15 protein-coding genes are annotated in these 14,352 nt (G+C 60.2%); 7 read left to right on the forward strand and 8 right to left on the reverse strand.

The features are described from left to right. Nucleotides 1-114: 114 nt before the first annotated feature. Nucleotides 115-3,258: a DUF3427 domain-containing protein gene (locus G5229_RS05080; protein WP_421208756.1), complete on the reverse strand. Its 3,144-nt coding sequence runs from the start codon at nucleotides 3,256-3,258 to the stop codon at nucleotides 115-117. Between the two features lie 214 nt (nucleotides 3,259-3,472). Here G5229_RS05080 and G5229_RS05085 point away from each other — a divergent pair, with 214 nt between their 5' ends. Together G5229_RS05085 and G5229_RS05090 are read left to right on the forward strand one after the other, a co-directional pair. Beyond that, a complete protein-coding gene (locus tag G5229_RS05085) occupies nucleotides 3,473-3,736 on the forward strand; it encodes a hypothetical protein (RefSeq protein ID WP_042056561.1) in 264 nt (87 codons plus the stop codon). Nucleotides 3,737-3,940: 204 nt separating this feature from the next. Further along, complete coding sequence (locus G5229_RS05090) at nucleotides 3,941-4,309, forward strand: VOC family protein (RefSeq protein ID WP_005337594.1); 369 nt, start codon at nucleotides 3,941-3,943, stop codon at nucleotides 4,307-4,309. Between the two features lie 123 nt (nucleotides 4,310-4,432). On the opposite strand, the gene G5229_RS05095 is transcribed toward G5229_RS05090, so the two are convergent. After that, entirely contained in the window at nucleotides 4,433-6,022 is a 1,590-nt protein-coding gene (locus tag G5229_RS05095) for an alpha/beta hydrolase (RefSeq protein WP_421208720.1), read from the reverse strand. A gap of 343 nt (nucleotides 6,023-6,365) precedes the next feature. On the opposite strand from G5229_RS05095, the gene G5229_RS05100 reads away from it, so the two are divergent. Then, nucleotides 6,366-6,488 carry a hypothetical protein gene (locus G5229_RS05100; protein WP_265177348.1) on the forward strand — a complete coding sequence of 41 codons (123 nt, stop codon included), beginning with the start codon at nucleotides 6,366-6,368 and terminating at the stop codon, nucleotides 6,486-6,488. Continuing rightward, nucleotides 6,478-7,494, forward strand: a complete 1,017-nt coding sequence (gene rluF, locus G5229_RS05105; protein WP_421208721.1) for a 23S rRNA pseudouridine(2604) synthase RluF — start codon at nucleotides 6,478-6,480, stop codon at nucleotides 7,492-7,494. The genes G5229_RS05100 and rluF overlap by 11 nt, the downstream gene beginning before the upstream one ends. Before the next feature lie 68 nt (nucleotides 7,495-7,562). Here rluF and G5229_RS05110 read toward each other — a convergent pair whose 3' ends face one another. Next, nucleotides 7,563-8,837 (reverse strand): cyanate transporter, encoded by a 1,275-nt coding sequence (locus G5229_RS05110; RefSeq protein WP_421208722.1) that lies wholly within the window; start codon nucleotides 8,835-8,837, stop codon nucleotides 7,563-7,565. Further along, nucleotides 8,830-9,360, reverse strand: coding sequence for a nucleoside deaminase (locus G5229_RS05115; RefSeq protein WP_421208723.1), 531 nt, complete (start codon nucleotides 9,358-9,360; stop codon nucleotides 8,830-8,832). The genes G5229_RS05110 and G5229_RS05115 overlap by 8 nt, the downstream gene beginning before the upstream one ends. A 109-nt stretch (nucleotides 9,361-9,469) precedes the next feature. On the opposite strand from G5229_RS05115, the gene G5229_RS05120 reads away from it, so the two are divergent. Then, the gene (locus G5229_RS05120; protein WP_421208724.1) at nucleotides 9,470-10,312 is read left to right on the forward strand and encodes a LysR family transcriptional regulator; all 843 of its coding nucleotides are present in this window, start codon (nucleotides 9,470-9,472) and stop codon (nucleotides 10,310-10,312) included. A gap of 77 nt (nucleotides 10,313-10,389) precedes the next feature. Here the strand turns inward: G5229_RS05120 and rsmS are convergent, their stop codons facing one another. The 3 genes from rsmS to G5229_RS05135 all read right to left on the reverse strand — a co-directional run bounded on the left by rsmS (nucleotide 10,390) and on the right by G5229_RS05135 (nucleotide 11,433). After that, nucleotides 10,390-10,545: a pleiotropic regulatory protein RsmS gene (rsmS, locus tag G5229_RS05125; protein WP_005337582.1), complete on the reverse strand. Its 156-nt coding sequence runs from the start codon at nucleotides 10,543-10,545 to the stop codon at nucleotides 10,390-10,392. A gap of 94 nt (nucleotides 10,546-10,639) precedes the next feature. Continuing rightward, a complete protein-coding gene (locus G5229_RS05130) occupies nucleotides 10,640-11,110 on the reverse strand; it encodes an acyl-CoA thioesterase (protein WP_421208725.1) in 471 nt (156 codons plus the stop codon). A 20-nt stretch (nucleotides 11,111-11,130) separates the two neighbouring features. Further along, entirely contained in the window at nucleotides 11,131-11,433 is a 303-nt protein-coding gene (locus G5229_RS05135; protein ID WP_216953285.1) for a hypothetical protein, read from the reverse strand. A 142-nt stretch (nucleotides 11,434-11,575) separates the two neighbouring features. Between G5229_RS05135 and G5229_RS05140 the strand changes: the two genes are divergently transcribed. Beyond that, complete coding sequence (locus G5229_RS05140) at nucleotides 11,576-12,214, forward strand: tellurite resistance TerB family protein (RefSeq protein WP_216953286.1); 639 nt, start codon at nucleotides 11,576-11,578, stop codon at nucleotides 12,212-12,214. A gap of 154 nt (nucleotides 12,215-12,368) precedes the next feature. After that, the gene (locus G5229_RS05145) at nucleotides 12,369-12,827 is read left to right on the forward strand and encodes a GNAT family N-acetyltransferase (RefSeq protein WP_421208726.1); all 459 of its coding nucleotides are present in this window, start codon (nucleotides 12,369-12,371) and stop codon (nucleotides 12,825-12,827) included. 93 nt (nucleotides 12,828-12,920) lie between these two features. Here G5229_RS05145 and G5229_RS05150 read toward each other — a convergent pair whose 3' ends face one another. Next, entirely contained in the window at nucleotides 12,921-14,336 is a 1,416-nt protein-coding gene (locus tag G5229_RS05150) for a PLP-dependent aminotransferase family protein (RefSeq protein WP_337072757.1), read from the reverse strand. Nucleotides 14,337-14,352: the final 16 nt, after the last annotated feature.

Below are 14,352 nucleotides of genomic sequence, written 5' to 3' on the forward strand. Positions count from 1 at the left end.
CAGTTAAACAACCGCAAGGCCGCATGGTTATTATGCAACTGGATAATTTAGCCGGGGTTTTGGGCGAGAATCCGGTGGGTTTTGCACCATATCCCCACCGGGTAAGAAGCCTTACTAACCAACAGCCAGTTTGGCGGCCTCTTTCCACATAAATGGCGGCATCGGAGTAGTGAGACGCCATTTAATGTTCATCGGTTGGCTGCCAGTGTGGGATACGTACTCCACCTCACCAAAGTTCACAAAGCCAAGGGTGCGGCCAAATTCATCTTTGCTCTGCTCGCGGACGAACAAAAACAAGCGCTTACCTTCTGCTCTGTGGTTGATGTAACTCAGCCCCTTACCCCGTTCTGGGCGAGCGCTGTTTTGGCTCTGCCAATGAAACAGCGACTCGTTGATGGCGTAGTCGTGATAACGGGTAGTGGGGGAGAAGTGCTGTTCCGTTTTGTTCAAGGTCACGAACAGCAACTCGATATTTTGCTCTGCGATGAGATAGACCCCTTCACGAGCCGTGGGTTGGTGGGCGAAGGTGGTCGCGCCAAAGCCAACCAGCACCTGCTCTCTGGCATAGCGAGCATGCAGTTGCAGCGGATTACCGGGAAGGTTTGGCATGGCGCTTTGTTCGTGTTGCACCCGGTTGATCAGCATGGGCAACAGATCTGCCAGCTCGGCCCTTAATTCAGGTTGATTGAGTTGTTTCAGGCTGTGCGCCAAGGAGCTAAAGCCAGCAGTGGGGCCGCTTTGTTGCCAGAAGTCGTAATGGCACATCAAGGCCATGCGTGCATCGTGCTCGGCCGTTAAGGTAAAGGCGTCTGCCACCAAGGTTTGTAAGAAGTTCAAGTAATGGAGCGCATCGCAGCCCAATAGCCGGGTTTTGATGGCCCGGGTGTAGAGAGTCGACAACTTCTCATCACTTATTTCAGAAATGGTATGGTTGCTAGCCTGTTTGACCAAGGCGCTCCAATTGCCGCGCTTGTAGATCTCCTCAAGGCTGATATGAGGGTAGAACTTCAAAAAATTCGCCAGCGTCAGCGGTAAATCGCAATCTTGTGAGAAACGGCGGATCAGGCCCATGAGGCGCGAGGTATTGAGGGTCGCCCTCTTGATATTGCTCAGAATGAACTCTTGGGTCTGTTTTGAGAGCTCGATGCGGCAACCCAATGGGGCGTGAGGGAAGCCCTGTTTGATCTCGTGGCTGATCGCCTTATTGGTTTTACCCACCAGAGCCCGGAATTTCTGGGCAAAGTCATACTCAGCACGGGCATTGCCAACAAAGTCCAACACGGTGCAGCACTCTTTATCGCTCGCCAGCCGCAGGCCCCGCCCTAATTGCTGTAAAAAGATGGTGAGGCTTTCCGTTGGTCGTAAAAACAGCAAGGTATCGACTTCTGGGATATCAACCCCTTCGTTGAAGATATCCACCACGCAGAGAATATTGATAACGCCGGTACGCAAATCTTGTTGTTTGCTATACCGTTCTTCTCGGTTATCGCTGGTGAGAATATCAGCCTTGATGCCCTTCAATAAAAAGGACTTGCGCATAAAATCGGCATGTTCACGGCTCACACAAAATGCCAGTGCTTTGATCTTGGTAATATCCGTGACGATCTCATTGAGGCTCTGGACGATTTTCTGTACCCGCTGCTGATTGTGGGTATAGATATTGGTGAGCTCAGTGATGTCATAACGGCCATTTTTCCAAGCCACTTGGCGCAAGTCAGTATCATCATCGATACCAAAATATTGGAACGGACAGAGATGGCGACGATTGATAGCCTCGGGCAAGCGTATCTCTGCTGCGATGACACCACAAAAGTCGGCAAGAATATCACTGCCATCATGGCGCTCTGGCGTTGCGGTTAATCCCAACAGAATGTGAGGTTCAAAGGCGGCGAGCAGACCGCGATAACTGGCCGCCGCAATATGGTGAACCTCATCGATGACGATGTAATCGAAATAGTCTGGGCTAAGACGTAAATTAGCCAGCTGGTTATTCAAGGATTGCACCGAGGCAAATAGCTGACGGTAGTGGGTTGGCACGGCGCCGCCGACTAAGAGTTCGCCAAAATTGGATTGCTTGAGCACTCCGCGGTATGAGGCCAATGCTTGGCGCAAGATCTCCTCTTTGTGGGCGACAAACAGAAACTTGGCGTCGGGTTTGGTTTTCAGAAAACGCGCAAAATCAAAAGCGGAGATCAGGGTTTTCCCTGTACCGGTGGCCGCAACCACCAAGTTACGGAAGCGCTGGTGTAAAGCGCGCTCCATCGCCAATTGTTCAAGGATCTCCAGTTGATGGGGAAACGGCGTGATATCAAAGAAATAGGCAGGACCATTTTTGTCCCCATCCCCACGGGCCTCTTGCAGTGCATGCTGCAATTTTGTACGGCTTTCGAGCTTGCCATCAAACAGTTCAAAATCATCGGATTCCCAATAGGTTTCAAAGGTACTCAGGGATTTCTCGATAATATGCGGGATCTCTTGCGAGGTGATTTTTAGGTTCCACTCCAAGCCGCTAGTGAGGGCAGAGTGAGAGAGATTGGAGGAACCTATATAGCCGGTATGAAAGCCGGTATTTCGGCAAAATAGATAACTTTTGGCATGCAACCGCTCGCGCTGGGTGTTATAGCTGAGTTTGACTTCGGTATTTGGGAGGCTGGCTAAAAATTCAACTGCCTTGGCGTCGGTCGCCCCCATATAAGAGGTAGTAATTACTTTTAATTGGCGGCCGCTGCGAGTGAACTCTTCCAGCTCATGACGGAAAATACGAATACCTGCCCATTTGATAAATGAGACCAGCCAGCAGATGCTATCTGCCGATAATATCTCCCGTTTAATCTCCGATTCCATCGACAAACCCGCATTGCTGCCACAAAACAGTTCGCTCTGAGTGAGACCTGTCAGAGGGAAAATATCCTCGGCATATTGCTTTAAATTGGCGGAGATGGGGTTATCCAACTGGTAAAGCGCGGTCAGAATTTTCCCCTGACTATCGATGAGGTTCTCGCCAATAAAGTCTGGGTCTTGGGTGCGATCCTTTAGCCAAAGCAATAACTGGTTAGCCAGCTCGATCTGCCGTTGCAACTGATCCTCTCCAGTTACCGAGCCCACCGCATATTCCAAAACCCGGCTCAGAAATCTGGATAACCAAACTGCCGCTTCGGCAGGTTCAAGTTGGCGTTCCCCTACGTAAAAGCGCTCGCGGTCGAGTCGAGATGTCAGCAGTTGAGTAATGAGCTGTTCATAAATACCGCATTGTTGCATCACGCACGAGCCTCGAACATTGTCTATAGAAGAAAGAGATAATATCATTTTTTTCATCTAAATCAGCATGTTATTATCGGTGGCATGTTTGGTTATGGAGCCCGTATTATTAATTTTTTCACGTGGCTCACAGATTCAAGATGTGGCAGCATTTTTTTCTTACCCCATGCTGGGCTTTATTACTGCCACTATCTGCAGTGACTGAGGAGTACAGATGTTCAAGAAACCGGTAGCGGTTGAACTGGAGGCCATCAATCAGGAAGGTGAGATACAGGTGGTGCGTGACAGCGGTCTGACCGTTCAAGGCTATAGCGTTTACCTGCGAGTCGAAGAGAGCAACGGCTGTGCCTTGGCAACCTGTGTGGCAGACTACGACACCATCGGCCCTGCCTACGAACTGGCGGAGCGGTTGAGTCAGGCGCTGGCCATCCCGCTTATTGTGATGACTCCAGAAGCATTAATGCCAGTGAAGAGTTAGCCGAACGTGACAACAGCAGCCACTGCAACGCCCAACTGAACACCCCTTAAAAATTACATCATCATTTGCGCCCTCTTTGCGCGCCAAGGCACACATGGGCTTCCCCTTGCCGGGTATGATGGGGTTGCCCGCCGTGGCGGCAGCAGTCGGATGCTTGCGGGCATATGCCGGTCACATCAGCCAGATCACCACCAGGAGGTAACCATGATCAGCCATATCGACCATCTGGTATTGACGGTCAGTGATATCGAACGGGCCGTGGCGTTTTACAGTTCGGTGCTCAATATGGAGGCCATCACCTTCGGTGCCGGGCGCCGGGCGGTAGGGTTTGGCAACCAGAAGATCAATCTGCAACTGCTGGGGCAGGAGCCGCGCAATCGGGCGCAGGTGGGGTCGGGGGATGTCTGCCTTATCACCCGCTGGCCGCTGGAGCAGGTGATGGCCCAGCTTGCCTGCCACGGGGTGGAGATTGTCGAGGGGCCGGTGACCAAAAGCGGCGCCTGCGGGCCGATAGAATCAATCTACTTCCTCGACCCTGACCAGAACCTGATTGAGGTCAGCATCTATCCCTGAGCCCACCAAGCCATCACTCCCATTGCCATCATCAATAGAAAGGGGCCGTCACTTGACGGCTCCTTTCTCGTATCGCTATCGAGCCAAGCACGTCGGCCGCTTGGCCGATGTGGCAGAGACGCCCTAGAAAGGCGCGCTGCTCTCGTCGCTCTCCTGTAAAAACTGCTCCACTTCTGCCTGATAGGCCGCATCAGGTTGACCGCTGCTGGCAGGGGGTACGGCAGCAGACGGGGCCACGGGAGGGGCGGTGAGGGTCTCCATCACCCGCTGCTGCAGATAGGGGTAGAAGGGGTTGGAGGAGGTGCGGGTGAGGGCGCCGGGGTTGACGATCAGCACGCCGCGCTCGCCACGCAGGGCCAGACCGCCGAGGTTGATGCCGTATTGCTTCCGCTGCTCCGGGCGCGCTGCCATGCCATAGAGGGGGTCGTCCATCGGGAAGGGGAGCGCCACATGGGAGAGGGAGTAGATCTCCTTGGGATAGTCGATGCCCAGCGGGCGGAGCTGCTCAGGCTGATCGGCGCTGGCCAGCGTTCTGGCCTGGGTTGCGGGGGAGGCGGGGTCGACATTGCCCACCACGGTGAGGCGATAGTGCCCGGGGGCGTTTGGCAGCAAGCGGTGCAGCGCCAGCTCGGAGGCCGAGCTCATCAGCGGGCCAAACAGAGTGCTGCGGTTGATATCAAACAGCACCAGTTCGCTGCCGTTGGCCGGCAGGTAGTGGTAGAGATCGGCAATGATAGAGCGGGTGCTGACGGTGTAGTCCATCACCGACTGGAAGGTGAGGGCGGGGGGAAACGCCGCCAGCTCGCCACTGGCGGCCAGCTGGCGTACCTGCTGCTGGATGGCGTGGGTCAGGCGATAGGACTGGCGCGCGCCGTTGACCGGGAACGAGTTGTATTTGAACGGGTTGAACTCCGGCATGGTGTCGAGCCAGGCGGCGTTGGCAAAGGCGGGCAGCAGGGCAGGCACAGCCTTGAGCCCGGCGAAGCGGGCAAAGCGGGTCACCCCGATCATCGGGGAGATCAGCACCAGCCGATCCGGTTTTGCCAGCGCACCGCTCGGGTCGGCCAGCGCATCGAGCGCATATTTCACCGCCAGCGCGCCACCGTTGGAAAAGCCCACCAGATGCAGCTGCCGCTTGCCCGGTACCAGCAATCTGGCCTCCCGCACCGCCAGTCGGGTAGCGGCCAGCCAGGTCTCCCAATCCACATCCACGAGGCCAGCGGGCACGGTGCCGTGGCCGGGGATCCTCAGCCCCAGCGCGATAAAGCCCTGCTGCTGATAGCGACTGGCCAGATGGCGCAGGCTGTAGGGGGAGTCGGTCAGGCCGTGCAGCAGCACCGCCACCCCTTTTACTTCCCCCTCGGGGCGCAGCAGGTAGGAGCGGTTCCAGTTTTGCTGAAAGCGGGCGGGATTGATGGGGGCGTCCTGATAGTAGCGATTGCTGGCCAGTTGCTGCTCCGGCGGCGTCTTGGCGACTACCTCGGTGGCCACCATCTCGAACAGCTCTGCTTCGCGGGCCAGATAGGCTTGCCAGTCGCTGCGATCGAGCTCATCGGCGCTGAGTTCGGGGGGCACCACTGTGTGCCACAGCTGCAGCGGCGCTGCCTGCCAGGCGAAGTAGGCGATCACCGCCCACGCGGTCAGCAACAGCAGCAACAGCAGCAACAGGGTTAGCAGAGCACGGCGAACAAGGCGGCGAGTGTGAGCCAGCATGGTGCAATCCTTGGCGATAGGGGGGGCCGCCTCTGGGCGGGCAAGTTTGGCGCAGCACATTGGGTGCTGCCAACCGGCTTAAAGCCTAATGGAAACAAGGTGATATGTATAGTTGATGGCGTTCGTCCGCGCTGGCTGTGGGCGCCTGATCCCGCCGTTGGCATCAGGCTGGCCGTTCGAAGGTTGCATCGCGGGCCATCTGGCGGCGTGAACTTATCCGCAGATGCCCGCTTGGGTGCTGCGAACTTGCAACTATCTGCCCCTGAAAGGGGGCAATTATGCTACTGTAGCGGCGTTTTTTGATGGATAAGCTGGCATTGGCCTTTTTTGAAGATGGAATGGTATGCAGAACTTTGACGTAGTGAATTGGCTGATGCAGCAGACAGCCTCCCCGGCGCAGCCGGAACAGGCGATGGCACAACCGGGCGTGGCCCAGACCCTGTGGCAGGTGACCCATGCTGGCTAACGAATCCATGCGCCTGAACAAATACATCAGCGAGAGCGGTATCTGCTCGCGCCGCGAGGCCGACCGCTTTATCGAGCAGGGCCATGTCTTTATCAACGGCAAGCGCGCCGGGATTGGCGATCAAGTGCAGGTTGGCGATCTGGTCAAGGTGAACGGTCAGGTGATCGAGCCGCGCGAGGCGGACAGTCTGGTGCTGATCGCCCTCAACAAGCCGGTGGGCATCGTCAGTACCACAGAGGCGGGCGAGAAGGACAACATCGTCGATTTCGTCAACCACAGCACCCGGGTCTTCCCCATCGGGCGGCTCGACAAGGATTCGCAGGGGCTGATTTTCCTCACCAACCACGGCGATCTGGTCAACAAGATCCTGCGGGCGGGCAACGATCACGAGAAAGAGTATCTGGTGACCGTTGACAAGCCGGTGACCGACGAGTTTGTGCGCGGCATGGCGGCCGGAGTGCCGATCCTTGGTACTGTGACCAAGAAGTGCAAGGTGAAGAAAGAGGCACCGTTTGTCTTTCGCATCACCCTGGTGCAGGGGCTGAATCGCCAGATCCGCCGGATGTGCGAGCACTTCGGTTTTGAAGTGACCAAGCTGGAGCGCATCCGCATCATGAACGTCAGCCTCAAGGGGCTGCCAGTGGGCGAGTGGCGCGATCTCACCGACGACGAGCTGATCGATCTGTTCAAGCTGATTGAGGACTCCTCCTCCGAGGTGAAACCGGCCAAAGGCGACAAACCCAAGGCGGCCAAGGCCCCTGCGGCGAAAAGCGCCAAGCCGGGGCAGGGCAAGAAGCCGCGCCGCGATGACGATCACGAGATTGGCGGGCGTCCCAATGTGCCGGGCCCGGAAGCCTTCGAGAAGAAGCTGCCGGTGGGCAAGGGTGGCGCGGGCAAAGGTGCCGCCAACAAGGGCAGTGCTGGCAAAGGGGCACCCAAGGGTGGCAAACCGGCCGCTGGCAAGCCGCGCACCGCTAACACCGGACGGCAGAAGAAGGGGCGCTGAGTTGTCCCTCTGAGTGGCGTCAGCCTCGTCTTGTGATCCTCAACACGGTTATCTCCAACACACCGGCCTCAGGCCGGTGTGTTGCTTTGGGCAGCAGAGCTGGTTGGGAGGGGCGCCGAGATGGTCGGCTCGCTGGCGGTCGGTAACCGCATGACGCGGGGGTAGTGGCGCGGGTCGAGGCGCAGTACTAGCAGGCTCATCAGCAGCAGGCCCCCCAGTTGCCACTGCCAGGCGGCAGCGAAGTCGCCCACATAGTGATAGAGCCGCGCCGCCACCCAGGGGCCGGTGGCCGCCAGCATAAAGCCAAACCCCTGCATCAGGGCGCTCAGGGTGCCCGCGCGGCGCGGGTCTGGCTGGTGATCGAGCGCAATCACCATGATAAGCGAAAAACTGCCGCCAAGACCGGCACCGCACAGCATGCACCAGAGAATGGGGGCACTGGCTGGCGCCAGCCAGAGGCCGGCAAATCCCGCCAGCTGCATGGCGATGGCAAGGCCCATCCACGGCCGCCGGTCCATCTTGCGTGCCGCCAGCAGCGGCAAGCCGAGGCCGCTGGCGGTCTGCGCTAGTGCCAACCAGGCGACCAGCTCACCCGCCTGTGCGGCGCTCCACCCTTGCGCCATATAGGCGGGGGCCAGCCAGGCTACCACGATGCCGTAGCCACTGTTGATGATGCCAAAGCAGATGATCAGCAACCAGCTGCGGGGCAGGGTGATCAGCCGCTGTTCGCCGTGGAGAATGGCGACCGCGGCGGCCCGTGGCAGACGCACTTTCCACCTTAGCCAGACGAGGGCCAGCAGCACCGGCAGGCTCCAGAGCGCCAGCGCCCGCGACCAGTCGAGGCTCGCCGCCAGCCTTGGGGTGAGGCTGGCCCCCAGCGCCCCGCCCCCCATCATGCAGGCAGAGAAGATCCCCATCACCAGCGGCACCTTGTGGGCGAAGGCCTGCTTGATAAGGGCGGGCAGTACCCCCTGCACCAGTGCTGACCCCAATCCACAAAGCGCCGCGCTGGCGATCAGCAGGGCGCCGCTCTGGGCATCGAAGCGCATGGCGCTGCCAATGCCGAGCAGCAGCAGGGCCGCCCCCAATAGTTGGCACGCACTGGCGCGCCGACGCAGGCTGGGAGTGAGCAGCACGCCAATCCCGATGAGCCAGAGCGGCAGCAGGGTAAGCCAGGCGAGGGTGTCCATCCCCAGCGACAGGGCGCGGCCAATCTCGCCGCTCAGCGGGCCGATGGCGGTAAGAAAGGGGCGCAGATTCAGGCCAGTCAGGATCACCAGCACCAGCAGGGCAAACTGCTGGCGGCGCGCCTCTGCCGGGAGTTTGCTTGTCCTCTTATTCATGTTCAGGCTCTGCTTGCTGGGGTTGTTGCAATTGGGGGCCATAGAGTTCGGCGGCCGTAATGCTGACGGCCAGTTTGACCAGCGGCAGAGGTGGCGGTGCCAGCGGCAGTCCCAGCGTTTGATAGGCGGCAGTGCTGTCAAAGCCGAACGGGGCCGCATCGGCGTTATCAAAGGCGTAATAGACGGCGGCTATACCGTTCATCACCAGCGCGCCGAGGCACATGGGGCAGGGGTGACCGCTGGCATAGACGATGCTGCCCGCGAGCGGCGCGCTCTGGCTTGCCTTGCGCAGCGCCTCCAGCTCGGCGTGACGGGTGGGATCGCCATCCAGATGAATGCCGTTGACCGCGCTCGCCACCAGCTGGTCATCGCGCACCAGCAGGGCGGCGAAGGGGCGACCGCCCTGCCGGTGATTTGCTCTGGCCAGTTGCACCGCCTGCTCCAGCCATTGTCGGTGAGTCTGGAGTGAGGTTGATGGGGTGAGCGAGCGAAGAGGGGTAGACGCTACAAGAGGCTGTGACATGATGAAAAACCCTGATTTGACAGAACAAATGCCAGCCTAGCGGCGAAAAAAGTCATTTGGAAATTAAATGATAGAATGAGTTTCAGTGGTTTTGTAAATGGAGTGCCCCATGCTGGATCCCCTGTTGCTGCGCAGTTTTGTCGCCATTATCGACACCGGCAGTTTTACCCGCGCCGGTGAACGGGTTCATCTGAACCAATCCACCATCAGCCAGCAGATCCGCCGCCTTGAGCAGCAGCTCGGCTGCCCGCTGCTCGATCGCGCTGGCCGAAGGGTGGTGGCGACGGCGGAGGGGGAAAAATTGCTGGGGCTGGCCCGCCGCATTCTGGCGCTGCTGGCGCAGGCCGAAGAACAAGTGACGGAAGGGAGCGTGGCGCTCAGCCTCGGGGTGCCGGAGGATTTCGCCGCCGGTGCCATCACCCCGGTACTGGCCGCCTTTGCCCGCGATTACCCCGAGGTGCGGCTGGAGGTGGAGAGCGGCCTGAGCCACGAGATCTGGCAGCGCTTCGAGGCGGGAGAGCTGGATCTGGCGCTGGTCAAGCAGGTGCGTGGACAGGGCTCGCCGCTCGCCAGCTGGCGTGAGCCGCTGGTGTGGGTCGACAGCCGCGACTGGCCCGCCCGGGAACGGGATCCGCTGCCGCTGGTGGTGTTCCCGAGCGAAGGGCTCTATCGGCGCCAGATGACCGAGGCGCTCGATGGTCTGGGGCGGCGTTGGCGTATCGCCTATGTCAGCGCCAGCCTCGCCAGTTTGCAGGGGGCGGTGAGCGCGGGGATCGGGGTGAGCTTGCTGCCCAAACGGCTGATGCCCGCCGATCAGCTGGCCCTGACCCAGTGGCCCAAGGTGGCGCCGGTGGAGCTGGCGCTCCATGCCGGGGGAAGCGGGAGCGAGCCGCTCACCCGCTTGAGTGCGGCCCTAATCGCCCTCTGTGACGAGGTGATGGGGCCGCAGTGAGTGGCTATGTGGGGGAAAAACTTCTGTGGGGAAAAACTGGCGTCGGAAAGATAAGGCGGAAAAAGTGCGGGGAGGGATCAGTGATCCTTCCCCTCCGCCAGCTTGCGCTCGTAGTCATTTTTTACGATGGCCAGCGCCGCCAGCACCAGCTCGGGGGCCAGCTCATTGGTCTCCAGCAGTTCGATAAGATCCACCGCGAGTTTTACCTCGGGCGGGGCAGTTTCCAGTGACATGGGCAGGGTTCCGGTTGCGGGAAGAGGGGGGATTATACAGGGGCGCCGCCGTAGGCAGAAAGCGCCCGGTGTATCGGGCTATGAGGCATGAAGGTCAGAGGTGCTGGCGCATCTCCTTGTCGATCTCCTCGCGCAGGGCAATCAGCTTTTTGGCGTACTGCTGCAACTGCAGATCGCTCTCGCTCATCGGCTGCCACTGGGGCACCGGGGTCGGTTTGCCCCGCTCGTCCATCGCCACAAAGATGATGATGCAGTGGGTGGTTTTGTGGCGCTCGGTGTCGGTGGGGTGGCGGCTGTAGACATCCACCGCCAGATGCATGCTGGTGGTGCCGGTGTGGATCACCTGAGCGTGCACCTCTACCAGCTGGCCAATCTGGATGGGGCGCAAAAAGCGGATCCCCCCCACATAGACGGTCACCGCATAGCCGCCGCACCAGCCGGCGGCGCAGGCATAGCCCGCCTGATCGATCCACTTCATCACCATGCCGCCATGCACCTTGCCGCCGAAGTTGACGTCAGAGGGTTCGGCCAAAAATTGCAGGGTCAGTTCACGGGGGGGGATCATGCTCTCTCCTTGGTTCGGGGTCATTGACGGTAGCTCTTGCGGTAGGCGTCAGCCTGTTGGCAGGGGGGCAGGTTGTTGAGGTCGGGCCGCTTGTTGCCCTCGCGCTGGCCGAAGCTGGCGAACTCCTGCTGACACGTGTCGGCCTTGCCGCCCTCCTTGATGCAGGCGTCGATCCGCTGTTGCTTGCCCTGCTCGACCAGTTGCTGCTGAGCTTGCTGGCAGGCGGCATCCAGCTTGGCCTGCTGGGCTGAGCGATCCAGCTCGCTGGCGGCACTGGCAGTGCCGCACAACAGCAGAACCACGAAAGGGGTGATGATGCGCATCCTGATGCTCCTTGTTGACCTGTTTCAGGTATACCGCGAATGGCGGCAGGATGCACAGGGGGGCGGCGCAATAATGGGGCCCATTCACTCTTGGTTCATGACGCCAGCGCCAGCATGGGGCGAACAATAGCGAGGTGTCACGATGAAACAGATGCTGGAACAGTTACTGGGGGCTGGCAAAGGCTGGCTCAACGAAGGCGGCGACAAGCGCAAGGGGCAGATGCAGGGAGCGCTGGCCGGTGGCGCGCTCGGTATGCTGCTGGGCAATAAAAAAGTGCGCAAATATGGCGGCAAGGCCGCTGCCGTGGGCGGCGCGGCAGCCCTTGGCGGGCTGGCCTACAAGCTCTATCAGGATTGGCAGGCCCAGCAGGCGGCACCCGCCCAGCCTACCCATCCCGTCAGTACCCTGGAAGGCAATGCGCTGGACGCCCGCGCGGCCCTCTTGGTGCGCGCCATGGTGGCGGCAGCCCGTGCCGATGGCCATATCGACGGCGCCGAGCGCCAGAAAATTCAGGAGTACCTGACCGAACAGGGTCAGAGCGATGTGGCCCGCTGGATTGACGCCGAGCTGGCCCGTCCCCTCGATCCTCACGCGCTGGCGCGGGAAGTGACCGACATGGAGCTGGCCACCGAGGTCTATCTCGCCTCCCTGCTTGCCATCGAGGTGGATCACTTTATGGAGCGCGGTTATCTCGACGAGCTGGCGCGCGCCCTCAAGCTCGATGACAACCTCAAGGGAAGCATCGAGCGGCAGGTGGCTCAGCTTAACGCCCCCGCCTGATATCCCTCACCGCCATGGATTGCCGATAACGCCCCGTTCATGGGGCGTTGTTGTTTCTGCTGCCCGTCAAAAGATGCGGATGAGCCTATTTGGATTGCTGAGCACAGCCCCTAAGATGGCGCAGGACCATCACCATTTTTGCAAGGAGCAACCGTTGGAAATACGCAAGGCAACAGCACTGGATATCGACGCCATTGTCGAGCTGAATCGGCAGATAGGAGAGATCCACCATCAGCACTATCCCGAGGTGTTCTGCCCGCCGTCACCAGAGGAGCGGGCATTTTTGCTCGATGCCATTGCCGCAGAAGGGCGTCTGTTCTGCGTTGCCGAGCAGGATGGCAGGGTGGTGGGCTTTTTGACGGCGCGGATCGACATCAATGACTCTGTGCCGTTTCTCACCCGTGCGCCGATCTGCCGCATCGGCTCCGTGGTGGTGGATGAGCAGCACCGCTCCCATGGGATTGGCAAGGCGCTGATCGCCCATTGCGATGAGTGGGCCAAGGCCCGTGATGCTCAGCAAATCCGGCTGGAGGTGATGGCCTTCAACGAGCGCGCCCAAGCCCTCTACGAGGCGCTGGGCTTCAAGGTGCAGTCGCAGATCATGGCCAGATGATCAGTTTTTGATGGCGAGCCAAGGCGCGTCACTCCTCAACCACAAAGGCCCGTTACGGGCCTTTGTTCGTTTCGTCAGCGGCTCTTTGCCACGTTACTTTTCACCGAGTTGTGCGGCAATCAGCGCGGCCAGTCGGGTGAGGGCCTGCTCCAGCTGTTCGCTCCAGGGATGGGAGCTGTTGAGGCGCAGGCAGTGGTTGTGTTGCCCCTGACTGGAAAAGAGCGCGCCGGGGGCCACTGAAAAACCGCTGCCCAGAGCCTTGGCGTGCAGGGCGCGGCTGTCGAGGCGGGGCGGAAACTCCAACCAGAGAAAGTAGCCGCCATCGGGGGAGGAGATCCGCACCTCGTCCGGAAGCAAGCGCTGCAGGGTCGCTCGCATCTGCTGCTGGCGCTGGGCCAGGGTGTGGCGCAGACGGCGAAAGTGGGCATCGACCCCGCCCTGGCGCAGCATCTCGGCCAGCGCCAGCTGGCTCGGCACATTGGTGGAGAGGGTGGACATCAGTTGCAGCCGCTGCACCCGCTCGGCATGGGGTCCCGCCACCACCCAGCCGACCCGAAAACCCGGCGCCAGGCATTTGGAAAAGGAGCTGCAGAGCAGGCTGTCGCCACGCTGATCCCAGTGGCGGATCGGCTTGGGGCGCTCGCGGCCAAAGTAGACCTCCGCATAGACGTCATCCTCCACCAGCGGCACCCCATGGCTGTTGAGCAGTTCCATCAGCCGCGCTTTGTGACTATCCGGCATGGTGTGGCCCAGCGGGTGCTGCACATTGCCCATCAGCCAGCACGCCTTGACCGGAATGCGGGTGAGGGCGTCGGCCAGCAGGTCGAGGTCGATGCCTACCCCCGGAATGACCGGGATCTCCACCGCCTTGAGTTTCAGCCGCTCGATGGCCTGCAGGGCGCCATAGAAGGTGGGGGACTCCACCACCACCCAGTCACCGGGCTCGGTCAGCACCTGCAGGCTGAGGGAGAGCGCCTCCATGGCGCCTGTGGTGATGATGATCTCCTGCGGATTGACCGCCACCCCGTCACTGGCGTAGCGCTGGGCGATGGCGCGGCGCAGCGCTTCGTTGCCGGGGGGCAGGTCGGCCACCGTGCTGAAGGGATCTAGCTTGCGCATGCAGCTGGCCAGCGCACGCCCGAGCTGGGGATGGGGGAACAGGGTAGGGTCTGCTACCGACATGCCAAGGGGCACCAGATCCCGCGATTTGCTCGCCTGCAACACCTCGAACACCAGATCGTTGATATCCACCGAGCCGCTGTAGTGGGTCTGGCTCGGGGTGTGCTGCACGACCTGTGGTGAGGCGGCTTTGACGTAGTAGCCGGACTGGGGGCGGGCGAGGATCCGCCCCTGACTTTCGAGCAGTTGATAGGCCTGCAACACCGTCATGGGGCTGAGCCCGTGGGTCTTGCAGCTCTGGCGAATGGAGGGGATGCGCTCCCCCGGTTGCCAGATGCCATCGTCAATCTGGCTTTGCAGGCGGTCGGCCAACTGCTGGTAAAGGGACATGATCTGGATCAACTGT

The sequence above is a fragment of the Aeromonas sp. 602396 genome (assembly GCF_049173735.1).
Lineage (GTDB): Bacteria > Pseudomonadota > Gammaproteobacteria > Enterobacterales > Aeromonadaceae > Aeromonas > Aeromonas veronii_A.